The sequence below is a fragment of the Ancylobacter mangrovi genome (genome assembly GCF_024752355.1).
GTDB lineage: Bacteria > Pseudomonadota > Alphaproteobacteria > Rhizobiales > Xanthobacteraceae > Ancylobacter > Ancylobacter mangrovi.
Genome location: NZ_JANTHZ010000001.1, coordinates 899,141 through 922,002, shown reverse-complemented (window position 1 = coordinate 922,002; position 22,862 = coordinate 899,141). Strand labels below are relative to the sequence as shown.

Genomic DNA, 22,862 nt, shown 5'->3' with positions numbered 1-22,862 from the left:
CACCGGGCGCCGAGACACTTGATAAGTCAATATAGACCCGACCTCACATACCGAGTTTGGTGGCATTTCAATACTATTTTGCCGTTAGAGCAAGCTGACCGCGCGGCCGGGTTTGAGTTTGCGCAGGCAAGGTTTACATAAACTGAGCACGCGCCCGGGAGAAACCGATGCCCGCACCGCCCTTCGGACGGCCCTCCGCGCAGCCTCTCGCACAGCCGGTGGACCGAACTTCGCCGCGCACCGCGCACGGTGCTGCCGCGCCGGGCGCAGGCCGGCGGGCGCGCTGGCGCGATGACGTGCCGCGCCGGGCCGCGACCTGGCTGTTGGCCGCCGCCGGGCTGGTATTGCTGGGTGCGGCGATTGGCCTGTGGGCCCGTCACGGTGCCGCCGTTTTCTTCGACTTGATGGCGGCAGGCTTCGCCTATTGCATCTGAAGGCGAAGGCATCTTCGCTGGTGCCGCCCGGCGCCGTACCCCACGGGCGCGACGCGCGCCCACGCTCCACGCAGGCCGCCTCATGTCGCATCGCCGTGTCCTCATTCTCCTTGTCGCCTTCGTGATCGGAGCGGCCGCGGTCGTCGCCGGCACGCTCGCCCTGCTGCCGAACTCGAACAGCACCGTCGCCGCGCAGACCACGATCGGCGGCCCGTTCGAGCTGGTGGACGAGGACGGGCAGAAGGTGACGCAGGAGAGCTATCTGGGCGAGCCGATGCTGGTGTTCTTCGGCTTCACCCATTGCCCGGACATCTGCCCGACCACGCTGTTCGAGATGTCCCAGGTGTTCGACGCGCTGGGCGAGGACGCGCGCAAGATCAACGGCCTGTTCATCACCGTCGACCCCGAGCGCGACACGCCGGAGGTGATGAAGTCCTATCTCGGCAGCTTCCACCCCAGCATTCAGGGCCTGTCGGGCACGCCCGAGCAGATCGCCGCCGTCACCAAGGCCTACCGGGTCTACTACAAGAAGGTCCCGACCCAGGACGGCGACTACACGATGGACCACACCGCCATCGTCTACCTGATGGGCAAGGACGGCGAGTTCATCGCCCCGTTCAATCTGAAGCGCTCGCCGCAGGACGCGGCCGCCGAGCTGCGCCGCTACCTCTAGGACGCCCGGAAGGCCCCGACCCCGACCCCGCTTTCACGGCGAGCGCCATGCGCAGGCGCCGGCGCGAGGTGCGCGCCAGCCCGTGGTCGGTCTTCTCCCAGTAGTGCGGGGCGACGATGAGCTGGGCCAGCGCACGCCAGGCGGCGAGCGACATCATCAGCCAGTAGGCCGGGATCAGCGGCACCACCCGCGCGAGGCCCGGCAGGCCGCGCCGGCGCATGCCGACCACGGTGCACAGCAGCGTGCTCGCATAGCCAAGCACCAGTACCGCGACGCCGATGCCCTCCAGCGCCGCGGCGGCCGTGCCGGCCGGGGCGGGCTGGCCGGCGAGCCAGCCGGCGAGGAGCGCGATGGCGAAGAACGGGTGCATCAGCGCCGCCGCCACCCCGCCGCCGAGCAGGAACAGCAGCGCCAGCGCGCCGCCCCAGCCGGTCTCGCGGGCGAGCCGGCGCGGATGGCGCCCATGCACCAGCAGGGTCTGCATCCAGCCCTTGTACCAGCGGGTACGCTGGAGCAGCCATGGGCGGGCCGCGCGCGGGGCCTCCTCGTCGGTGGTCGAGCCGATGACGGCGGTGCGCCAGCCCGCGCGCGCCAGCCGGACGCCGAGATCGGCGTCCTCGGTGACGTTGCACGGGTCCCAGGCGCCGAGCCGCTCCAGCACCTCGCGGCGGAAATGGTTGGAGGTGCCGCCAAGCGGCACCGGCAGGCCGCACAGGCCGAGCATCGGCAGCACGACGTCGAAATGGCCGGCATATTCGGCGGCGAACTGCCGGGTGATCCAGCTATCGGCCATGTTGTCGATGGCGAGGCGCGCCTGCACGCAGCCGACCGAGCGCCCGCGCGCGCCCTGCAGCACGGCGCAGACCCGGCGCGGTTGAAGCGGGTCGGGTACGTCCTCGGCGTCGAAGATGCCGATCACGCTGCCATGGGCGAAGGGCAGGGCCGCGTTCAGCGCCTTCGGCTTGGTCTTCGGCCCGGCCTCCGGCGCCACCACGATCTCGAAGCCGGGCCTGAGCGCATGGCGGACGATGGCGGCGGTGGTCTCGGCGTCGTCGGGCTCGATCACCATCAGGATCTGCAGCTTCTCGCGCGGGTAGTCGATGGCGTCGAGCGCCTCGACGAGCTGCGGCACCACCCGCGCCTCGCGGTAGAGCGGCACGATCAGGCTGTAATGGGGCAGCAACCGGTCCGAGCGCAGCGGCGGCGGCTCGGGCTCGGGCTCCATGGTGCAGGCGGCGAGGCGCAGCCCGCACCAGCCGAGCAGCAGCGCGGCCAGCAGCACCGCGACCGGCAGCATGAACGGCGCGGGGGCGACGCGCATCAGGAACGGCAGCAACGCGAGCAGCAGGCCGATCCCCGCCATGACCAGCCGCGAGGCACCGAGCGTGCCCGCCGACTCGCTCGGCCGCGTGTGCAGCAGGCGGAAGGCGGCGAGCCGGCCGAGCTCGGGCCCGAAGCGCCGGCGGGCGAAGGCGGCGAGCCGTTCCGGACTGGTCAGGACGATCTGCCTGCGCAGCTCGGCCCGGGCGGCGAGGCGCGCGGCGAGTTCGCGCAGGCGGCGCCCGCGCGCGGCGACGATGAGCCGGCCGGTGCCGTCCGCCAGCACGCCGCTGCGCATCAGCCCGCCGATATCGGCGACCGGGGGGATGACGGGCGTGGTTGAGAGCGCTCCCGGCCGGGCGTCCGGCTCGAGCGGCTCGAAGCGCAGGCCGAGCCGCTGCGCCGCCGCCCCGGCGAGCCGGTCGGCGGAGACGAGGCCGGCGGCGAGCAGCACCTCGTCGGCGCCGATTCCCAGTCGCTCGGCGCGGCGTATGGCATAGGCGAGGTCCGCCGGGTCGAGCCCCCCGGCGAGGCCGGCGATCTCGACCGGCACCGCGGACTCCGCACCGGCGGCATCCGCGGCCCCGAGGCTCGTGCACGGTCTCATGCGTTCGCGCGGTCCCCAACCCCTCGCCTAGCCCGTCCCGACACGGTACAAGACCGCTGCGACGCAGCAAGAGGCGGTAGCCGGAGCGGGTTCGGGTTTGGCCGGGTATTTCGTGAAAACCGGGTATTTCGTGACGACGACCACGGCGCGTCTGTGTGTCGCGGCCGTGCTCGCACTGGCCTCGGCGCCATTGGCGGACCGCGCCGGCGCGCAGCCGGCTGCGCCCCAAACTGCGCCCAAGGTAGCTCCCAAGGAAGCTCCCAAGGAAGCTCCCAAGGAAGCGCCCAAAGCGGCGCCGGGCGGGGTCGCGCGGCTGCCGGCGGTCGACGTGCCCGGCTTCTGGGACCCCAAGCGCCGGCCCGACCGGCCCGACGTGACGCAGCTTCCCACCCAGATCCGCTTCGTCACCACCGAGGACTACCCGCCCTTCAGCTTCCGCGGCGAGGACGGCCGGCCGGCGGGCTTCAACGTCGACATCGCCCGTGCCATCTGCCAGGAGCTGGCGATCACCTGCACGCTCGAGATCATGCCGTTCGGCGAGCTGGTCGCCGCACTCGACGAGGGCAAGGCGGACGCGGCCATCGCCGGTATCGCCATCACGCCGGAGAGCCGCAAGACGGTCGACTTCACCGACCGCTATTTCCGCTCGCCCGCCCGTTTCGTCGGCCGGCGCGTCGACCGGCCCGCGGGCGCCGGCGCGCAGGCGACGCCGGAACAGGTGACGCCGGGCTCGATCGCCTCCAGGACGGTCGGCGTGATCGGGGGCACCGCGCATGAGGCGTTCCTGCGCGACCTGTTCGCCGAGACCGCGATTCGCGCCTATCCCGACGCCGCGGCGCTGCGCGCGGCGCTGCGCAAGGGCGAGGTGGACCTGATCTTCGGCGACGGCGTGGAACTTGCGCTCTGGCTCAACGGGACCCAGTCGCAGAACTGCTGCGCCTTCGTCGGCGGCCCCTTCACCGAGAGCCGCTATTTCGGCGAGGGCATGGGGGTGGCGGTCAAGCGCGGCAACGAGGCGCTGCGCCAGTCGCTCAACTACGCCTTCGCCCAGCTCTGGGAGGAGGGGGTCTATACCGACCTCTATCTGCGCTGGTTCCCGATCAGCGTTTATTGACGCGGAAGGACGGACTTCCTAGACGTGTCCGCCCGGACGGCAAGCGCCGTCCCAGCCGCTTTCTTCAAGCAAGGCCCGGAGACCAGATCATGACGGCGACCGCTCAGGTCGAGGATGTTGCAGCCGAACTGCGCAGCGCGGCGGAGACCGCCGGCGCGTGGCCGTTCGAGGAAGCACGCAAGATCATCGAGCGGCTGAAGCGGAAACCCAAGGACGAGGTGCTGTTCGAGACCGGCTACGGCCCCTCGGGCCTGCCCCATATCGGCACCTTCGGCGAGGTGGCGCGCACCACCATGGTGCGCCATGCCTTCCGCGTGCTCACCGACGACAAGGTGCCCACGCGGCTGCTGTGCTTCTCCGACGACATGGACGGGATGCGCAAGATCCCCGACAACGTGCCCGACCCGGCGGCGCTGAAGCCCTATCTGCAGATGCCGCTGACCCGCGTGCCGAACCCGTTCGGCGGCGGCTATGACAGCTTCGGCGCCCACAACAACGCCATGCTGCGCCGCTTCCTCGACACGTTCGGCTTCGACTACGAGTTCGCCAGCGCGACCGAGTACTACGCCTCCGGCAAGCTCGACGCGGTGCTGCTGAAGGCGGCCGAGAAGTACGACGCCATCATGGAGGTGATGCTGCCCACGCTCGGCGAGGAGCGGCAGGCGACCTATTCGCCCTTCCTGCCGATCTCGCCCACCTCGGGCCGCGTGCTCTACGTGCCGCTGAAGGAGGTGAACGCGAAGGCCGGCACCATCACCTTCACCGACGAGGACGGGGTCGACAAGACCGTGCCCGTCACCGGCGGCAAGGTGAAGCTGCAGTGGAAGCCGGATTTCGGCGCCCGCTGGGCGGCGCTCGACGTCGATTTCGAGATGTTCGGCAAGGACCACCAGACCAACGCGCCGATCTACGACCGGATCTGCGAGATCCTCGGGGGGCGCGCGCCCGAGCACTTCGTGTACGAGCTGTTCCTGGACGAGATCGGCCAGAAGATCTCGAAGTCCAAGGGCAACGGGCTCACCATCGACGAGTGGCTGACCTATGCGAGCCCGGAGAGCCTGGCGCTCTACATGTTCCAGTCGCCGCGCTCGGCCAAGAAGCTGCACTTCGACGTCATCCCCAAGGCGGTGGACGAGTATTACGGCTTCCTCTCCCGTTATCCGACGCAGGACTGGAAGAATCGGCTCGGCAACCCGGTATGGCACATCCATTCCGGCAACCCGCCGGTGGAGGAACTGCCGCTGACCTTCGGCCTGCTGCTGAAGCTCGCCTCGGCCTCCAACGCCGAGGACAAGGGCGTGCTGTGGCGCATCATCGAGCGCTACGCGCCGGGCACCACGCCCGCCACCCTCCCGACGGTCGACAAGCTGGCGGGCTATGCGGTGCGCTACTTCATCGACCGGGTGAAGCCCTACCGGCAGTTCGACACGCCGACGCCGTTCGAGGCGCAGGTGCTGGGCGAGCTCGACGCGGCGCTGGCCGGGCTGGGGCCGGCGGACGATGCGGAGATCCAGAACGTGATCCTCGACGTCGCCCGCAAGCATCCCGAGTACCAGAACCTCAAGGCCAAGTCGCCGACCGGCGGGCCGGGCGTCTCGCGGGCCTGGTTCGAGATGCTCTACCGCACCCTGCTGGGCGAGAAGGAGGGGCCGCGCTTCGGCACCTTCGTCGCCGCCTACGGCATCCCCGAGACCAGGGCGCTGATCGCCCGCGCGCTCTCGGGCGAGCTGGCGAAAGGGGCGGCATGACGAAGGTGGTGTGAGGCGCGGCGCGAGGGGGCGGCAATGGCGCCCGCTCGCGGACTGCGACGCCGGCCGCTTGGCCGGCCATCCACCGGACGGAAGACGGACCAATCGATCGGGGCAGGGCAGGCAGCAGGGCGTCGAGGCCCGACATGGAACCCCCATGTCGGCATCGCGCCGAAAGGTGAGCGACTCCATGGCCTTGACCGACTTCGACCGACGCCGCATCGAGCTCTACCTCGCCGGCCTGCACGGTCCCGACCCCGATGCGGACCATGAGGACGACCTGCGCGACACGATCCTGTGCGGGGCCTGCGAGACGCGCGAGAGCATCGACCGCCGCTATCCCGACTATTTCTCCAACGGGCTCGGCATCGTCTACAGCACCTATATCAAGCAGGCGCAGGACTTCTTCGCCTTCGTCGCGCCGCGCTCGTGCTTCGCGCTCTGCGCGGCCGACAATCGCGCGCGCTTCTCCCATCCGACCATCGTGAAATCGCGGCTCGTCGCCGATCGGGACGCGAAGGGCGTGCTGCTGCCACTCGACCGCAACCGTCACTGGGACGACCTGCTGCGGATCTCGCAGTGCGACCGCCCGTTCGAGCAGAAGGACGACAAGCTGGTCTGGCGCGGGGCGACGACGGGCGTCTTCAACCGCAGCGACGAATCGCTCGACTATTCGGCCCGCTACTACGTGGCGTTCCAGAAGCACCGGAACGCCAATATCGACCTGAAATACAGCAAGCTGGTTCAGCTCGACGGCTGCATCGACAACGTGCCGATCGACCTGATCCGGGCGCATCACGATGCGAAGGGCCTGACCATCGCCGAGCAGCTGGCGTCGAAATTCCTGCTCTGCCTGGAAGGCAACGACGTCGCCACCGGGCTGAAATGGATGATGGCCTCGAACTCGACCGTCATCATGCCGGCCCCGACCTGCGAGACCTGGTTCTGCGAGGGCGAGCTGGTGCCGTGGGAGCACTATGTGCCGGTCGAGCACGACCTCTCGAACGTCGAGGAGGTCCATGACTGGTGCCTGTCGAACAAGGGAAGGTGCCGGGAGATCGCCGAGAACGGCAAGGCGTTCGTCTCCCGCTTCCTCGATACCTGGACCGAGATGAGCATCATCCGCACGGTGGTGCGCGAATATCTCGACCATTCGGACGTCCACATCGACTTTCCCGCCCGGGAACGGCTGGCGCAGGTGCGGAACTACGCCCGGCTGCAGCTCCGGCTGGCGCGCTTCGTCATGTACGGCGCGATGATACGCAGGAAGATCGGCACCTTGCAGCCGGGCGGGGCCGCGATGCCCGCCGGCGGCCTTCCGTCCGGGCGTGCCGCGTCCTAACCTGCCGGAAAACGGGAGGACGATATGGACGAACACGCCCCGCACGATCCCCATACCCATGCCCATGCCGAGCGCTGGAAGCATGACGGGGTGCGCGTCATCAAGGGCGACCGGCTCGACGACAACACCGCGCAGACGCCCGGCATGTACCGGCAGGCGGCGATCAACCACGCCCGGGTCGGGGCGCAGAAGATCTGGGCCGGCACGGTGACGATCCAGCCCGACGCCAAGACCGGCGTGCACCATCACGGCGCGCTGGAGAGCGTGATCTACGTGGTGCGCGGGCGGGCCCGCATGCGCTGGGGCGACCGGCTCGAATATGTCGCCGAGGCGGAGGCGGGCGACTTCATCTTCGTGCCGCCCTACGTGCCGCACCAGGAGATCAACGCCGATCCCGACCAGCCGCTGGAATGCGTGCTGGTGCGCTCCGACAATGAGGCGGTGGTGGTGAACATCACCGATGTCGAGCCGGTGGAGAAGCCGGAAGAGGTGTACTGGGTCGACCCGATCCACAAAGCGCCCGGCTGAGGCGACCGACCGGCGCCCGAGGGCGCTCAGCCCTTGGCGCAGGCCTTCGCGAAGGTCGCGTAGGGCTCGGCGAGGCCGGCCGGGCTGATGATGTGGCGCGCCCCCTCGACCACCAGCGAGAACGGCCGCCCCGAGCGCGCCACCCGCTCGAACAGGGCGAGCGGGCCGTGGCCCTCCACGTCGACACGCCCGCTCGCCGCGTTGGCGACCGCCTTGCCAGGGAAAGCCGCGCGCACGCGCATCCCCTCGAAGCCGATCTGCGCCGCCTCGCCGGGCGTCAGCCCGCTGGAGCCGATGAAGCTGCGCAGATCGAGCGTGCCGCTGCCGGGCCGGCACGAAATGTCGAGCGAGGTCTCGTCCGTGTCCGGCACGCCGAGCACGAGATGCACCGCCTCGCCGCGCGTGGCGACGTACCAGCCCTCCTCGACGCGGGCCTGCGCGGCGGCGGTGCAAAGGCCGAGCAGGCCGAGGCCCAGCAGGGCGTGCGCGGGACGGCGGGCGAAGCGGGGCATGGGATCATCCGGCAGGCGGTGGAAGGGGGGAGGGCCGGCGGGCGTCAGCCGGCGGATCGGGCGGCCAGCGCCTTCTCGCGCAGCGCGGTGAGGCTGGTGGTCGGCGTGATCGCCTCCGGGTCGAGCTTCACGTGCACGATCGACGGCAGGCCGCTGGCGAAGGCGGCGTCGAGCGCGGGGGCGAACTGCGCGTCCTCCTCCACCGTGACGCCGAAGCCGCCGAAGGCGCGCGCATAGGCGGCGAAATCCGGGTTCTTCAGCACCGTGCCGAAGACCCGGGCCGGGTATTCGCGCTCCTGATGCATGCGGATGGTGCCGTACATGCCGTTATCGATCACCACCGCCACCACCGGCACGCCGTGCTGGACGGCGGTGGCGAATTCCTGCCCGGTCATCAGGAAATCGCCGTCGCCGCACACCGCGACCACGGTACGCTCCGGGTTCAGGCGCTTGGCCGCAACGGCGGCGGGGAAGCCGTAGCCCATCGAGCCCGAGGTCGGGGCGAGCTGGGTGCCGTGGCCGCGGAAGCGGTGGAAGCGGTGCACCCAGATGGCGAAGTTGCCGGCGCCGTTGCACACGATAGTGTCGGGCGGCAGGGCGCGCAGATAGCGCACCAGCGTCGCCATCTGCACCGCGCCGGGATTGGCCGGCGGCGTCTCGGTCCAGCCCAGATAATCGGCGCGCGCGCCGGCCCGCCAGTCGCTCCAGCCGATCGCGTTGGGCGGCTGCACGCCCTCCAGCGCCGCGGCGAAGGCGGTGGGGGTGGCGTTGATCGCCAGCGCGGGCTGGAACACCCGGCCGAGCTCGTCCGCATCGGCATGGACATGGACCAGCGCCACCCCGGGGTCGGGCACGGGGAACAGGGTGTAGCCCTGCGAGGGCACCTCGCCGAGCCGCCCGCCGGCGAGGATGACGAGGTCCGCCTCCCGCAGACGGGCCAGCAGCTTCGGGTTGATGGAGAGGCCGACGTCGCCGGCATAGGCGTCATGGTCGGCGGGGAACAGCATCTGCCGGCGGAAGCTGGCGCAGACCGGCAGGTCGAAGCGCTCGGCGAAGCGCACCACGGCGGCGACCGCCTTCGCGTTCCAGCGCGCGCCGCCGAGGATCATGACCGGCCGCTCGGCGCTCCAGAGCATCTTCTGCAGCCGCATCATGTCGGTAAGACCGGGCCAGGTCTCGGCCGGCTCGACGGCGGGGGCGTCCGGCACCTCGGCGAGCTCGCTCAGCACGTCCTCGGGCAGGGCCACCACCACCGGGCCGGGGCGGCCCTGCATGGCGACGCGGAAGGCGCGCGAGACGATTTCCGGGATGCGGGCGGCGTCGTCGATCTCCACCGCCCATTTGGCGAGAGTGCCGAACACGGCGCGGTAGTCGACCTCCTGGAACGCCTCGCGCCCGCGCATGGAGCGCGCGATCTGGCCGACGAACAGGATCATCGGCGTGGAATCCTGCTGGGCGACATGCACGCCGGCGCTGGCATTGGTGGAGCCCGGCCCGCGGGTGACGAAGCAGATGCCGGGCCGCCCGGTGAGCTTGCCGCTGGCCTCCGCCATCATCGCCGCTCCGCCCTCCTGCCGGCAGGTGACGAAATCGACCGCCGTGTCGGACAGCGCGTCCAGCACGTCGAGATAGCTCTCGCCGGGCACGCCGAAGGCGCGGACCACGCCATTGGCGACCAGCGCGTCGACGAGGATGCGCGCGCCGGTGCGCGGACCGGGAGCGCGAGGGGTGGAAGCGGGGGAGGAGGCCATGGCTGTGCTGCGATCGACACCGGAAGGAAGGCGAGGCGCGCACTCTAGAGCCGTTTGCGCCGTGATGGAAACAGGCGGCGGCGAAAGCGCCCTAGTTTCAATAGGCTGGGTGGCGCGGGGCGCGGGCGGCGAGGCGGGCGTGCTCGCCTTCGCTTCCAGCACCGCCGTCACCGGCATCCATGCCGCCGCCACCAGTGACCTCGGCGGCACGACCGATCTCGACATCCTCGGCAGAGTGACCTCCGGCGCCAACGGCGTGGGGCCGGGCGCGAGGGCAGTGGCGGCGGGGTCGACGTCTATCTCGGCACCGACGCGGTGGTCGATGCCGGCGCGAACAGCGTCGTCGTCCCCTCGCAGAGTGGGGGCACCGGCGGGTCCGTCAACATGGTGAGCGACGGGCGCATCATCGCCGACCGGTCGCGCATCGTCGCTTCGAACGAGGGCGGCTCGGCGAATGTGGTCTCCAGCAACCCGATCATCGCCGGCGGCTCGTTCGGCGCCGCGGTGACGACGACCGACGGCGACGCCGCGCTGCAGGTCATGCCGCCATAGTCGGCTCGGCCCAGACCGGCGCCATCGTGCAGGGCGACGGCAACGCGACGGTGGACATCAACACCTCGGTCGACACGCTCGCCACCGCGTGCTGGTCAAGGCGGAGCTGCTGGAGCTCGACTACATCGTGCCCTCGCTCGCCAATATCGACTACGCCAGCGGCACGCTGCAACTCGGCATGCGCTACCAGTGGTGAGCGGCATTACGCGCTAAAACGCGCCGCGCGGCCTCTGGCCACACGGGGTTCGCCATATGGGGCGGGGACTTGCGCGGGGCAGGGCGCCCCGCGCGGGCCGTCCGTCAGACGTCGACGCTGGCGCGCAGCGCGTTGTCCTGGATGAACTCGCGGCGCGGCTCGACCACGTCGCCCATCAGGCGGTTGAACAGGTCGTCGGCGTCGGCGACCTCCTTCACCTTCACCTGCAGCAGCGAGCGGGCGTTGACGTCGAGCGTGGTCTCCCAGAGTTGCTCGGCGTTCATCTCGCCGAGGCCTTTGTAGCGCTGCAGCGCCACGCCCTTGCGGCCGGCGTCGGTGACGGCGTCGAACAGGTCCATCGGGCCGAACACCAGCGTGTCGCCGCCCTTGCGGCGCAGCGTCGCCGGGTCGTGGTGCACGTCCTTGAGCTCGGCGGCGAGGCTGTCGAGGCGCCGCGCCTCGGGCGAGGTGACGAAGGTGGCGTCGAGCACCGCGACCTCGCGCACGCCCCGCACGGTGCGCGAGAAGCTGTAGCCGGCGGCGTCGGCGACGCCGCTCCAGCCGCGCTCGGTCTCCTCGGCGATGAGGTCGAGGCGCCGGGCGACCTCGGCCGCGATGGCGCTCGCGGCCTCCTCCTCGGAGAGCAGGCCGGGCGCGAAGGCACCGGCGATCGCCGCCTGCTCGACCACGGCGCGGTTGTAGCGCGGGTGCAGGCCGTTCATCACATGGCGGAAGGTGCGCGCATTCTCCAGCACGTGGTGGAGGTCGGCGCCGATCCGCACCTCGCCGGAAGCGAGATGCAGCGCGGCCTCGTCGAGGCCCTGGGTGATGAGATAGTCCTCGAGCGAGCGCTCGTCCTTCAGGTACTGCTCGGACTTGCCGCGCGTGACCTTGTAGAGCGGCGGCTGGGCGATGTAGACGTGGCCGCGCTCAAGAAGATCGGGCATCTGCCGGAAGAAGAAGGTCAGCAGAAGCGTGCGGATATGGGCGCCGTCGACGTCGGCGTCCGTCATGATGATGATCTTGTGGTAGCGCAGCTTGTCGATGTTGAAGTCGTCGCGGCCGATGCCGGTGCCGAGCGCGGTGATGAGCGTGCCGATCATCTCCGAGGACAGCATCTTGTCGAAGCGCGCGCGCTCCACGTTCAGGATCTTGCCGCGCAGCGGCAGGATGGCCTGGAAGGCGCGGTTGCGGCCCATCTTGGCCGAGCCGCCGGCCGAGTCGCCCTCGACGATGAACAGCTCGGACTTGGCGGGGTCGCGCTCCTGGCAGTCGGCGAGCTTGCCGGGCAGGGAGGCGACGTCGAGCGGGCTCTTGCGGCGGGTCAGCTCGCGCGCCTTGCGGGCGGCCTCGCGGGCGGCGGCCGCCTCGACCACCTTGGTGACGACCGCCCTGGCCTCGGCCGGGTTCTCCTCCAGCCAGATGCCGAGCGCGTCGTTGACCAGCGCCTCGACCACCGGGCGCACCTCGGAGGAGACCAGCTTGTCCTTGGTCTGGGAGGAGAATTTCGGGTCCGGCACCTTGACCGAGAGCACCGCGGTCAGCCCCTCGCGGCAGTCCTCGCCGGTGGGGTCGACCTTCTCCTTCTTGGCGATGCCGGAGCGGTCGGCATAGCCGATGATCTGGCGCGTCAGCGCGGCGGCGAAGCCGGTGAAGTGGGTGCCGCGGTCGCGCTGGGGGATGTTGTTGGTGAAGCAGAGCACGTTCTCGTGGTAGCTGTCGTTCCACGACAGCGCGCACTCCACCGTGATGCCGTCGCGCTCCGAGCGGATCACCACCGGCTTGGGCAGCACCGCCTGCTTGGAGCGGTCGAGATACTGCACGAAGGCCTCGACGCCGCCCTCATACATCAGCTCCTCGCGCTTCACCTCGGCCGAGCGCTCGTCGGTGAGCACGATGCGCACGCCCGAATTGAGGAAGGCGAGCTCGCGCAGCCGGTGCTCGAGCGTGGGATAGTCGAACTCGATCCGGGTGAAGGTCTGCGGCGAGGGCAGGAAGGTGACCTTGGTGCCGCGCATGCCGGGGCCGGCCGGGCCGACCAGTGCGAGGTCCTGCCCGTTCTCCGCGTCGCCATGGGCGAAGCGCATCCGGTATTCGTTGCCGTTGCGCCAGATGGTGAGCTCAAGCCAGGTGGAGAGCGCGTTGACCACCGAGACGCCGACGCCGTGCAGGCCGCCGGAGACCTTGTAGGAGTTCTGGTTGAACTTACCGCCGGCATGGAGCTGGGTCATGATGACCTGCGCCGCCGACACGCCTTCCTCGGCGTGGATGTCGGTGGGGATGCCGCGGCCATTGTCGGTCACCGTGACCGAGCCTTCGGCGTTGAGGGTGACGGTCACCTCGTCGGCATAGCCTGCCAGCGCCTCGTCGATGGCGTTGTCGACCACCTCGTAGACCATGTGGTGCAGGCCCGAGCCGTCGTCGGTGTCGCCGATATACATGCCGGGGCGCTTGCGCACGGCATCGAGGCCGCGAAGAACCTGGATCGACTGCGCGCCATAATCCTCCCCGTTGGAGGCCGGGGTCGGTTCGTGGTCGGAGTCAGCCATCGGTGGAGCTCTTCGAATCGGTTGAATTGACAGATCTTTTGTAGCGCAAACAGACGGTTATTTCGTGGCCACCAGCACGGCGGCGCCGGCCATGGCGGTGCCGCAGGCACGGTTGATCAGCCGGACCGCGCGGGTGCCGGCGGCAAGGCCGCGGGCCCGGTGCGCCAGCACCACATAGCCGCCGAACACGGCCGCCAGCACCAGCGCGATGACCAGGCACAGCTCGAGAAAGCCGAGCGCGGTGAGGTGCTTGAGGTCGACGATGCTGGGCAGCAGGGCGAGGTAGAAGGCCATCGCCTTCGGGTTGCCGAGCGTCATGCCGAGCCCGGTGAGGAACAGGCCGGCGCGTGAATCGCTCTCGCGGATCTCGCCGGCGGCGATGGCGACCGGCGCCGCGGTCCACATCTTCCAGGCCAGCCAGCCGAGATAGAGAGCGGCGCCGAGGCGCACCAGGACGAACAGCGAGCCGAGCGCCGCCGCCAGCGCGGCGAGGCCCAGCGCGGCGCCGGCCAGCCACACCATGTCGCCGAGCACGATGCCCGCCACCAGCAGCGCCGCGCCCTCGCGCCCGCGCACCAGCGTGCGCGCGACGAGCGCGATCACGCTCGGCCCCGGCGAGGCGGCGGCGAGCGCCAGGGCGGCGGCGAAGACGATGAGATCGAGGAGGTGCATGACCGCCCTTACGTGCGCGCGCGTGCGCGTGTAGTCAACCCCTGCCTGCGGATGGCTGCGATGCGGCGAAGGGCGGCCCGTGCCGTCTCACACCCTGTCGGCTCACGCCGTGCCGGCCGGCGCGATACGGCCCGGCGTGACGTCGAGGCGCTCCGCCCGCCCGCCGAGCGCGGCGAAGGCGGAAGGGTCGGCGCCGGTCATCCACACCTGCCCGCCGAGCGCCTCCAGCGCCGCGAACAGCGCGGCCCGTCGGACCGGGTCGAGATAGGCGACGACGTCGTCCAGCAGCATCACCGGCGTCATGCCGGCCATCTCGCCGACGAGGCGCGCATGGGCCAGCACCAGCCCGATCAGCAGCGCCTTCTGCTCGCCGGTGGAGCCCTGCGCGGCGGGAATGGCCTTGGGGCCGTGGCCGACCAGGAGGTCGCTGAGATGCGGGCCCTCCAGCGTGCGCCCGGCGGCGCGGTCGCGCGGGCGGGAGGCGCGCAGGCTGGCGCGGTAGCCGTCCTCGACCTGGGTCGCCGGCTCGCGGGCGAGCGCGCGCTCGACCTCGCCGTCCAGCGCCACCGTCGCCCAGGGGAAAGGCGAGGCGTCGTCGGCGCCCTCAACGTTCCCGCCCTCGGGCCCCTCCTGGCGCCCTTTCGCGATGCCGGCGGCGAGGCGGCGCACCGTCTCCAGCCGCGCGGCGGCGACCGCGATTGCGAGCGCGGCCAGCTCATGCTCGACGGCGTCGAGAAAGCGCGGGTCGCCGGCGGGCTCCTCCAGCAACCGGTTGCGTGACCTCAGTGCCCGCTCCAGGGCGTTGACCCGCGCGCCGTGCTCGGCATCGACCGCCAGCACCAGCCGGTCGAGGAAGCGCCGTCGCTCGGAGGGCGGGCCGAGGAACAGCCCGTCCATCTCCGGCGTCAGCCAGACCACGCGGATGTGTTCGGAAAAGGCGGCGGCCGAACCGACCGGCTCGCCGTCGATGCGGCAGCGGCGCCCGCGGACCTCGCCCGCGCCGGCCTCGATGCCGGTGCCGAGCGTGACCTCGCCATAGGCGCCCTCGACCACGGCGGACACCGCCCAGCCGGGCGCGGCCATGCCCTGCGCCCCGCGCGCTGCGAACTGGTCGAGCGCGGCACGGCGCAGGCCGCGCCCGGGCGCCAGCAGGGAGATCGCCTCGAGCAGGTTGGTCTTGCCGGCCCCGTTGGGGCCGACCAGCACCACGGGGCCGTCGCCGGCGCGGATGTCGGCGGCGTGGTAGCTGCGGAAATCGCTGAGCCTGAGACGGACGATGCGGGTGCGGTTCACACGCGCATCGGCATCAGCACATAGAGCGCGCCGCGCTTGTCCGGGTCCTGCACAAGGGTGGGGGAGCCCGGATCGGCGAGCTTCAGCTCCGCCGTACCGCCTTCGATCTGCGAGGTGATATCGAGCAGATAGCGGCTGTTGAAGCCGATATCGATCGGCTCGGCGGCATATTCGACCTCGATCTCCTCGGTCGCGCTGCCGGAATCGGGATTGGTGACCGAGAGAGTGAGCTTGCCGTCGGCAATGGAGAGCTTCACCGCCCGCCCGCGCTCGCTGGCCACGGTCGACACGCGGTCGACGGCGGAGGCGAAGTCGGCCTTGTCGACGATCAGCGTCTTGTCGTTGCCAAGCGGGATCACCCGACCATAGTCGGGGAAGGTGCCGTCGATCAGCTTCGAGGTCAGCACCACGCGGTCGAGCGAGACCCGGATCTTGGCGGCCGACAATTCGACCGTCACTTCCTCGTCGGCGTCCTCGGCGAGGCGCTGGATCTCCGCCACCGCCTTGCGCGGCACGATCACGCCCGGCATGCCGGCCGCGCCGGCGGGAGCGGCGGTCTGCGCCTGGGCGAGGCGGTGCCCGTCGGTCGCCACCGCGCGCAGCACCGGGCCGCCGGCGTCGACGACGTGGAGATAGATGCCGTTCAGATAGTAGCGCGTCTCCTCGGTGGAGATGGCGAACTGGGTCTTGTCGACCAGCCGCTTCAATTCGCCCGCTGCAAGCGTGAACCTGTGCGTCATCTCGCCGGCGGCGAGATCGGGGAACTCGTTCTCCGGCAGGGTCTGCAGCGCGAAGCGCGAGCGGCCGGCGCGCACGGTGAGCGTGCCACGATCGCCGGAGGTCTCGATCTGCACCTGCGCGCCCTCGGGCAGCTTGCGCACGATGTCGTAGATCGTGTGCGCGGGCACGGTGGTGGCGCCTTCCTGGGTGACTTCGGCCGGGATGGTCTCGACGATCTCGATGTCGAGATCGGTCGCACGCAGGGCGAGGCCGCGCGCGTCGGTGCGCATCAGCACGTTGGCGAGGATCGGAATGGTGTTGCGCCGCTCGACGACACGATGGACGTGGGCGAGGGATTTGAGCAGCTCGGCCCGCTCGACAGTGACCTTCATGGCCGCGACACCCGTGGCAGTACGAGAAACGGGACGGAGCGCGGGGGAGGCGGGCGCAGCCCACCGCACACTCCGGGTGAACGGCGCGGGCGCGCCGCCGGGGGCGACGACATTGCCGCTAGTACCGCCCCAAGGCAAGGCCGGGGGCGCGGCAATGTGGCAGAATGGTGGGGAAAGTGGCGGGGAAAGCGGGGGAAAGCGCCTCTATGGGCGCTTTCCGGCCGGAATTGCGTCGGCCCGGTGAGCAGGGCGGCCCGGGCGGGCCGCCGCCGGATCGCCCTCCCGGACTGGTCAGTCGTCGTTGACCAGCCGCTTCAGCGCCTCGATCTCGTCGGCCATGGCGCGGTCGCTGCCCACCAGCCCCTCGATCTTGCGCACCGCGTGCAGCACGGTGGTGTGGTCGCGCCCGCCGAAGCGCCGCCCGATCTCGGGCAGCGAGCGCAGGGTGAGCATCTTCGCCAGATACATCGCGATCTGGCGCGGCTTGACCACGTTCGCGGTGCGGCGCTGGGACAGGATGTCGGCGCGGGTGACGTTGTAATGCTTGGCGACGATGCGCAGGATGTCCTCCACCCGCACGCGCTTGGGCTCGCTCGGCCGCACCAGGTCGCGCACCGCCATCTCCGCCATCTCAAGCGTGATGGCGCGCGAGGTGAGCTGGTTATGCGCCAGCAGGCGGTTCAGCGCACCGTCGAGGTCGCGCCCGTTCTGCCCGCAATGGCGGGCGATGTAGGAGAGCACGTCCGGCGGCACGGCGAAGCCGGGGTGCTGCTGGGCGAGGGCGCCGACGCGGGCGGCGAGGATTTCGAGCTTCAGCCCGTCGTCGAGCGGAGAGATCTCCACCACGAGGCCGCCGGCGAGGCGCGAGCGCACCCGCTCCTCGAGCGCGTCGAGCTCGGCCGGCGGGCGGTCGGCGGCGATCACCACCTGGCGGCCGGAATCCATCAGCGCGTTGAGGGTGTGGCAGAATTCCTGCTGCACGCTCTTGCCCTGCAGGAACTGCAAATCGTCGATCACCAGCGTGTCGATGCCGCGAAGCTGCTCCTTGAAGGCGAGCGAGGACTGGCTCTTCAGCGCGGCGACGAAGCCGTACATGAAGCGCTCGGCGGTGAGGTAGACGACGCTGCGCCCGTGCTCGGAGCCCGCCGCGGCGATGGCCTGCAGCAGGTGGGTCTTGCCGAGCCCGACGGCGGCATGGAGATAGAGCGGGTTGAACACCGGACCGGAGCCCGCCGCCGCCTCGGCGACCTTCAGCGCCGCCGCATGGGCGAGCCGGTTGGAGGCGCCGAGCCGGAAGGTCGAGAAGCTCAGCCGCGGGTCGAGCGGCGAGCCGCTGCCGACCTCGGGCGTGCCCGAGGCGCCGGCGCGGGCGGCCTCGGCCGCCTGCCGCGCGGGGGCGGCGGACATGGAGGGGGCGGGGAAGCCGGCCGCGTTCATCGGGCGCACCGAGGCGGCGGCGCCCGCCGGGCGCAGCACCGCCGAGCGCACGATCAGCTCGACCCGCTCGACGCCCATCTCCTCGCGCCAGAGCGCGGTGAGGCGGTCGATATAGTGCTGCTGCAGCCAGGTCTTGAGGAAGCGCGTGGGCACCGAGAGGCGCACCGTGCCGGCGGCGATCATGTCGAGCTCGAGCCGGGGGAACCAGCTCGAATAGACCTCTTCGCCGATCTCGGCGCGCAACCGCCGCCGCACCCGCTCCCACGCTTCGCGCGGGGCTGCATCCAAACCTGCATGTGAACCGGAACTCGGTACGGGCCCCGGGTAGGGGGCGCCCTCGGAAGGCTCAAGGCTGTTGGACTTCAACATGTCAGCTCCGCAGGTTTTTGGCGGTTGTTGGGGGATACCGAGTCGACGGGTCGCGCGGCTTGCCTGCTGCTGGCGCAGCCGGGCCACGGATCCTTTGTCGGTCGGCGTCGACGGGTGAATAGGGGCCGGCACGGCGCGAACGCGCGGTGGCCGGTGCGGCGAGACGCCCGGGCCCGGTCAGGGGCTGTCGTGGCGGTCTCCCGGGGCGGTCAGCCCGGCGGGCTGTCCGAGGGCGAGGCGGGCAAGTTCCACACAGAGGGAAGGCCGTTCTGGAAGGCTAAGTCTTCGGCTCGCCGTGCAAGCCGGCCTTCGGAGGTCGCGTCCTCTCGTGTGCCTGTCCGCGTAGTCATAGTCGCCCCTTCGCGGCAAGATATTTGCCGTCCCTATTGAAGATTCATGTTGTTGTTTGCGCAACTACAAGTCAACTCTGCGAGTTGTCACTCGGCGAGCTGTTCCAATGTCGGTCGGCCCGGTAAGCAACTTCGCAAGTAACGCGACGCGGAAGGGGATGTAAATAAGAACAAAGACATACCTATCCCCTCCCCGATACAAAAGGAGTAGCCAATAACTCAACTTTTCGCTGAGATGCCCGGCGGAACCGGATGACCACAACATACACAGGCCCCCCCTCCCGCGCAACGCTCTTGGTGCGATTCCGTCCCGGCGGGGGAGCGCGAATCGGCGAATCAGGGGGCCGAAAAAAAGACCGTCAGTCGGCAAATCTCTGAGTCACTTGCAAGAATCTTGGCGGCTCGGTGACACCCCATCCACGCATCCTTTTTACGTTTCGCGAGGTGGGCGGGCCCCCGGCGGGGCCGATTCTTCCGAGGGGGCGGGGTATGGATCGTAAGCCATTAGGATGTATTAACTTTTTGTGCGCGGCTCGCGCTGTCCATCGTCGCCTTGTGGCGCCCGGGAGGGCTGCTTCGGGAGGTCCGGTGAGTCAAGAGGCCGCGGAAAGGGGGCGGGGGCGATTTCCGCACAATTCACGTCATGTGACAGTTCTGCAACGAGCGCGATGACGGTACGGCTCCGGCCGGGCACCAACGCAAAAAGCCCGGCCGAAGCCGGGCTTTTGCTTGACAGGCGATCTGCAACGATCGGTTGCACGGACGCAGCGTAAGGGCGCCGTCGTCCGGCGCGATCAGGCGCCGAGCTTGGCGAGCCGCTGGGCCAGGCGCGAAACCTTGCGCGAGGCGGTGTTCTTGTGCAGCACGCCCTTCTGGGCGGCGCGCATGATCTCCGGCTCGGCGGCCTGGAGGGCGACGCCGGCAGCGGCACTGTCGCCGGAGGCCAGCGCCTCCTCGACCTTGCGCACATAGGTGCGCATGCGCGAGCGGCGGTTCTTGTTGATCTCCGTGCGGCGCTCGATCTTGCGAGCCGCCTTTTTGGCGGAGGGCGTATTGGCCATCGGCCGTCCTCTTCGTCGTCGCAAGGACGGGGCTGCCGTCCTGCCGGATTGTGTTGCGAAATTCGAGGCGGGGCCGGACCCGAAGGAGCCCCGCATGGGTGGCGGGCTTATAGTCGCCGGCGCCCGTCCCGTCAACCGATAAGGCGCCGCCGCTCCCCGCCGCTCCCCCCGCGCTAGCCGTTGCGGAACGAGGCGGCCCGCTTCTCGACGAAGGCGTCCATGCCTTCCTTCTGGTCGGCGGTGGCGAACAGCGCCTGGAACAGACGGCGCTCGAAGCGGATGCCCTCGGCGAGCGTGGTCTCGAAGGCGCGGTTGACGCTCTCCTTGGCCATCATCGCCGCGGGCAGGGAGAGGCCGGCAATGGTGTCGGCGACCTTCATCGCCTCGTCCATCAGCCCGGAAAGCGGCACGACCCGCGAGACCAGGCCGAAGCGGTCCGCCTCCTCGGCGGTGAGCGTGCGCCCGGTGAGGCACATCTCCATCGCCTTGGCCTTGCCGATGGCGCGGGTGAGGCGCTGCGAGCCGCCCGCGCCCGGCATGACGCCGAGCTGGATCTCCGGCTGGCCGAAGCGGGCATTGTCGGCGGCGAGGATGATGTCGCACATCATGGCGAGCTCGCACCCTCCGCCGAGCGCATAGCCCGCCACCGCCGCGATGACCGGCTTGCGGCAGCGCGACAGCCGCTCCCAGGAGGTGACGAAGTCGTCCGTATAGGTGGCGGGGAAGCCGAGCGCCTGCATCTCCTTGATGTCGGCGCCGGCGGCGAAGGCGCGGTCCGACCCGGTGAGCACGAGGCAGCCGATGCTCCGATCGGCCTCGAAGGCGTCGAGCGCCCGGCCGAGCTCGCCGATCAGCGCCTCGTTCAGCGCGTTCAGCGCCTTCGGCCGGTGCAGCGTGATGATGCCCACGCGTCCGTTGGTGGCGACTTGGATGTTGTCATAGCCCATGGCCGGCGCCTCTCGTTCGGGAAATGGGGCGTGCTATCGCTGGCACGTCGCACAGTAAAAGGTGGAGCGCCCGCCCTGGACAAGCCGTGCGATGGTTCCATGGCAGCCGGGCATGGTGCAGGCGCTGCCCTCGCGGTCATAGGCGCGGAAGGTGTGCTGGAAATAGCCGAGCGTACCGTCGACCCGGGCATGGTCGCGCAGCGTCGAGCCGCCGGCCGCGATCGCCTCCTCCAGCACCGCGCCGATGGTCTCGACGAGCAGCCGGGCGCGGGCGGTGGGCCGGCCGGCGGGCGTGACGAGGCTGGCGGCGGGCCGCTCGGGCGAGAGGCCGGCGCGGTGCAGCGCCTCGCACACATAGATGTTGCCGAGCCCGGCGACGACCTTCTGGTCGAGCAGCGCCGCCTTCAGCGAGGTGCGCCGGCCGGCGAGGGCGGCGGCGAGGCGGGCTGCGTCGAAGGCGTTGCCGAGCGGCTCGGGGCCGAGCTCGCGGAACAGGGGGTGCTCGTCGAGCGCGACGCGCGGCACCAGCAGCATGGCGCCGAAGCGGCGCGGGTCGTTGTAGATGACCTCCGCGCCGCCCTCGAGGCTCAGCACCACATGGTCGTGCGGGCCGGCCGCGCCGCGCGGCAGATGGAACGTGCCGGGCATGTGCGTGTCCTTGCCCGCCTCGACCCGGAACGAGCCGGACATGCCCAGATGCATCACCAGCACCTCGGCCGGGGCGTCGCCCTCGGGCTCGAGGTCGGCGAGCAGGTACTTGGCCCGTCGCCCCAGCCCGGCGACCCGCCGGCCGGCGAGGCGCTCGGCGAAGCGCTCGGGCAGCGGCCAGCGCAGATCCGGCCGGCGCGCCAGCGCGGAGAGGATCCGCCGGCCTTCCATCACCGGGGCGAGGCCGCGCCGAACGGTTTCGACTTCGGGCAGTTCGGGCATGGCGCGATTCGGGTGTGCGGGTTTCGGCGCGGGGCGCGAGAGGCGCGGGGCGGACACCTTATATAAGGGGCGTCCGGGAAATGAGGAGGCGCTAGAGCAGGGCGAGCCCGGCGAGGAAGGCCTCGAGCTCGGCCGCGCCGCGGAAGCAGTGCGCGCGCATGCCCGCCACCCGGGCGCCCTCCACATTGACGGCCTTGTCGTCGATCATCACCGCCTCCTGCGGCGCCACGCCGTAGAGCGCCGCCACTCCTTTATATATGGCGGGGTCGGGCTTCTTGGTGCCGAACTCGGCGGCGACATGCATCGACGCGCCGAACAGCGCCCGCAGCTCGGGCACCAGCACGTCGAAATGCTCCTTCATGATCTGCCCGTTATTGGTGAGCAGCGCCAGCGCGCTGCGCTGCGCCACGCGCGCCGCCAGCGCCACCACCGGCGGATCGAGCGCCATGGCGAGCGCGCGCGTGCGCAGCCATTCCGCGCGGCCGAACGGCACGCCGATCGCCGCCGCGATGGCCGCCAGATACGCGTCGGCGCTGAGCTGGCCGGCATCGGCGGCATCCTCGATGCCGCTGGTCCAGACGAGGCGCTCGATATCGGCGGGGCCGAGCCCCGCGAGCTCCGCCATCGCCGCCCGGCGGGCGTCGACGTCGTAGCGCAGTAGCACGTCGTCCATGTCGAACACGACCAGCCTGACCGGCGGCGCGCCGGCAGGGGAGGCGCGCGCGCCCGCGGCGCCAGCCTCGGGAGCGTCGGCGACGCCGTCAGCCGGGTCGCCGGTCGGTGATCCGGTCGGGGGTCTCGCGGGGCCGCTCACGGGCCGCCTCAGGGAAGCGCGTCGTATCCCTCGCCGAAGCCCTTCAGGCTGAGCGGGATGCCGATGCCTTCTTCCGGTGTCTGGAACACGATGAAGGTCGCGCTCTGGCCGTTGCGCAGCTGGTCGACCAGCTTGTCGTCCATCACCACCTCGGCGACGCAGCCATTGGGCACGCAGCGCACGAAGCCGGCGCGGCCGATGTCGGTGTTGTCGATCTTCAGCCCGAGGCCGGAGGGCAGCAGCACGCCGAGCGGGGCGAGCACGCGCAGCAGCCGGCTCTGCTGGTCGGCGGTCTTCAGCACGATGACGGTGAGCCCGACATTGGGACGGTCGTCTGCCTGCACGCTCTGCAGCAGCACGCACTGCTCGGACTGCGCCCCGGGCGGAGTGTCGCAGCGGATCTGCCAGTCGCCGTGCACGGAGCGAACCACCCCCTGCGCCCGCGCATCCGGCGCCGCGGCGAGGAAGGCCGCGACGGCAAGTGCTGCGAACAGGACGGAACGGAGGGCCGCGAAGCCGCGCATGGGCTGTCTCCTCAATATGTACACGAA

At 70.5% G+C, this 22,862-nt stretch carries 20 protein-coding genes; 7 read left to right on the top strand and 13 right to left on the bottom strand.

Going from position 1 to position 22,862, the window contains the following annotated elements:
• Window positions 1-167 precede the first annotated feature (167 nt).
• Entirely contained in the window at window positions 168-434 is a 267-nt protein-coding gene (locus tag NVS89_RS04315; protein WP_258731251.1) for a hypothetical protein, read from the top strand.
• 82 nt (window positions 435-516) lie between these two features.
• Window positions 517-1,107 (top strand): SCO family protein, encoded by a 591-nt coding sequence (locus NVS89_RS04310; RefSeq protein WP_258731250.1) that lies wholly within the window; start codon window positions 517-519, stop codon window positions 1,105-1,107.
• Here NVS89_RS04310 and NVS89_RS04305 read toward each other — a convergent pair.
• Entirely contained in the window at window positions 1,052-2,980 is a 1,929-nt protein-coding gene (locus tag NVS89_RS04305) for a glycosyltransferase (RefSeq protein WP_258731249.1), read from the bottom strand. The two genes, NVS89_RS04310 and NVS89_RS04305, sit on opposite strands and share 56 nt — an antisense overlap.
• Before the next feature lie 184 nt (window positions 2,981-3,164).
• Here NVS89_RS04305 and NVS89_RS04300 point away from each other — a divergent pair, with 184 nt between their 5' ends.
• The 4 genes from NVS89_RS04300 to NVS89_RS04285 all read left to right on the top strand — a co-directional run bounded on the left by NVS89_RS04300 (window position 3,165) and on the right by NVS89_RS04285 (window position 7,766).
• Window positions 3,165-4,148: a transporter substrate-binding domain-containing protein gene (locus NVS89_RS04300; RefSeq protein WP_258731248.1), complete on the top strand. Its 984-nt coding sequence runs from the start codon at window positions 3,165-3,167 to the stop codon at window positions 4,146-4,148.
• Window positions 4,149-4,237: 89 nt separating this feature from the next.
• Window positions 4,238-5,896 carry a lysine--tRNA ligase gene (locus NVS89_RS04295; RefSeq protein WP_258731247.1) on the top strand — a complete coding sequence of 553 codons (1,659 nt, stop codon included), beginning with the start codon at window positions 4,238-4,240 and terminating at the stop codon, window positions 5,894-5,896.
• Window positions 5,897-6,086: 190 nt separating this feature from the next.
• The gene (locus NVS89_RS04290; RefSeq protein WP_258731246.1) at window positions 6,087-7,238 is read left to right on the top strand and encodes a glycosyl transferase family 90; all 1,152 of its coding nucleotides are present in this window, start codon (window positions 6,087-6,089) and stop codon (window positions 7,236-7,238) included.
• Between the two features lie 24 nt (window positions 7,239-7,262).
• Window positions 7,263-7,766: a cupin domain-containing protein gene (locus NVS89_RS04285; protein ID WP_258731245.1), complete on the top strand. Its 504-nt coding sequence runs from the start codon at window positions 7,263-7,265 to the stop codon at window positions 7,764-7,766.
• Between the two features lie 26 nt (window positions 7,767-7,792).
• Here the strand turns inward: NVS89_RS04285 and NVS89_RS04280 are convergent, their stop codons facing one another.
• Both NVS89_RS04280 and NVS89_RS04275 read right to left on the bottom strand, forming a co-directional pair.
• Window positions 7,793-8,278, bottom strand: a complete 486-nt coding sequence (locus NVS89_RS04280) for a hypothetical protein (protein WP_258731244.1) — start codon at window positions 8,276-8,278, stop codon at window positions 7,793-7,795.
• Between the two features lie 44 nt (window positions 8,279-8,322).
• Window positions 8,323-10,029, bottom strand: coding sequence for a thiamine pyrophosphate-binding protein (locus tag NVS89_RS04275; protein ID WP_258731243.1), 1,707 nt, complete (start codon window positions 10,027-10,029; stop codon window positions 8,323-8,325).
• A 315-nt stretch (window positions 10,030-10,344) separates the two neighbouring features.
• Between NVS89_RS04275 and NVS89_RS04270 the strand changes: the two genes are divergently transcribed.
• A complete protein-coding gene (locus NVS89_RS04270; RefSeq protein WP_258731242.1) occupies window positions 10,345-10,581 on the top strand; it encodes a hypothetical protein in 237 nt (78 codons plus the stop codon).
• A 300-nt stretch (window positions 10,582-10,881) separates the two neighbouring features.
• On the opposite strand, the gene gyrB is transcribed toward NVS89_RS04270, so the two are convergent.
• From gyrB to NVS89_RS04220, 10 genes are all read right to left on the bottom strand, one after another.
• Window positions 10,882-13,326 carry a DNA topoisomerase (ATP-hydrolyzing) subunit B gene (gene gyrB, locus NVS89_RS04265; RefSeq protein ID WP_258731241.1) on the bottom strand — a complete coding sequence of 815 codons (2,445 nt, stop codon included), beginning with the start codon at window positions 13,324-13,326 and terminating at the stop codon, window positions 10,882-10,884.
• A 57-nt stretch (window positions 13,327-13,383) separates the two neighbouring features.
• The gene (locus tag NVS89_RS04260; protein WP_258731240.1) at window positions 13,384-13,998 is read right to left on the bottom strand and encodes a LysE family translocator; all 615 of its coding nucleotides are present in this window, start codon (window positions 13,996-13,998) and stop codon (window positions 13,384-13,386) included.
• 102 nt (window positions 13,999-14,100) lie between these two features.
• Window positions 14,101-15,291 carry a DNA replication/repair protein RecF gene (gene recF, locus NVS89_RS04255; protein ID WP_258731239.1) on the bottom strand — a complete coding sequence of 397 codons (1,191 nt, stop codon included), beginning with the start codon at window positions 15,289-15,291 and terminating at the stop codon, window positions 14,101-14,103.
• A complete protein-coding gene (gene dnaN, locus NVS89_RS04250) occupies window positions 15,288-16,403 on the bottom strand; it encodes a DNA polymerase III subunit beta (RefSeq protein ID WP_258731238.1) in 1,116 nt (371 codons plus the stop codon). The genes recF and dnaN overlap by 4 nt, the downstream gene beginning before the upstream one ends.
• Before the next feature lie 291 nt (window positions 16,404-16,694).
• Window positions 16,695-18,128 (bottom strand): chromosomal replication initiator protein DnaA, encoded by a 1,434-nt coding sequence (gene dnaA / locus NVS89_RS04245; protein WP_258731237.1) that lies wholly within the window; start codon window positions 18,126-18,128, stop codon window positions 16,695-16,697.
• 1,225 nt (window positions 18,129-19,353) lie between these two features.
• The gene (rpsT, locus tag NVS89_RS04240; protein ID WP_258731236.1) at window positions 19,354-19,620 is read right to left on the bottom strand and encodes a 30S ribosomal protein S20; all 267 of its coding nucleotides are present in this window, start codon (window positions 19,618-19,620) and stop codon (window positions 19,354-19,356) included.
• 173 nt (window positions 19,621-19,793) lie between these two features.
• Window positions 19,794-20,567, bottom strand: coding sequence for an enoyl-CoA hydratase (locus tag NVS89_RS04235; protein ID WP_258731235.1), 774 nt, complete (start codon window positions 20,565-20,567; stop codon window positions 19,794-19,796).
• A 33-nt stretch (window positions 20,568-20,600) separates the two neighbouring features.
• On the bottom strand, window positions 20,601-21,497 hold the full coding sequence (gene mutM / locus NVS89_RS04230) for a bifunctional DNA-formamidopyrimidine glycosylase/DNA-(apurinic or apyrimidinic site) lyase (RefSeq protein WP_258731234.1): 897 nt from the start codon (window positions 21,495-21,497) through the stop codon (window positions 20,601-20,603).
• A 91-nt stretch (window positions 21,498-21,588) separates the two neighbouring features.
• Window positions 21,589-22,179: an HAD-IA family hydrolase gene (locus tag NVS89_RS04225; RefSeq protein WP_374114526.1), complete on the bottom strand. Its 591-nt coding sequence runs from the start codon at window positions 22,177-22,179 to the stop codon at window positions 21,589-21,591.
• 140 nt (window positions 22,180-22,319) lie between these two features.
• A complete protein-coding gene (locus NVS89_RS04220; RefSeq protein ID WP_258731232.1) occupies window positions 22,320-22,835 on the bottom strand; it encodes an invasion associated locus B family protein in 516 nt (171 codons plus the stop codon).
• Window positions 22,836-22,862 lie beyond the last annotated feature (27 nt).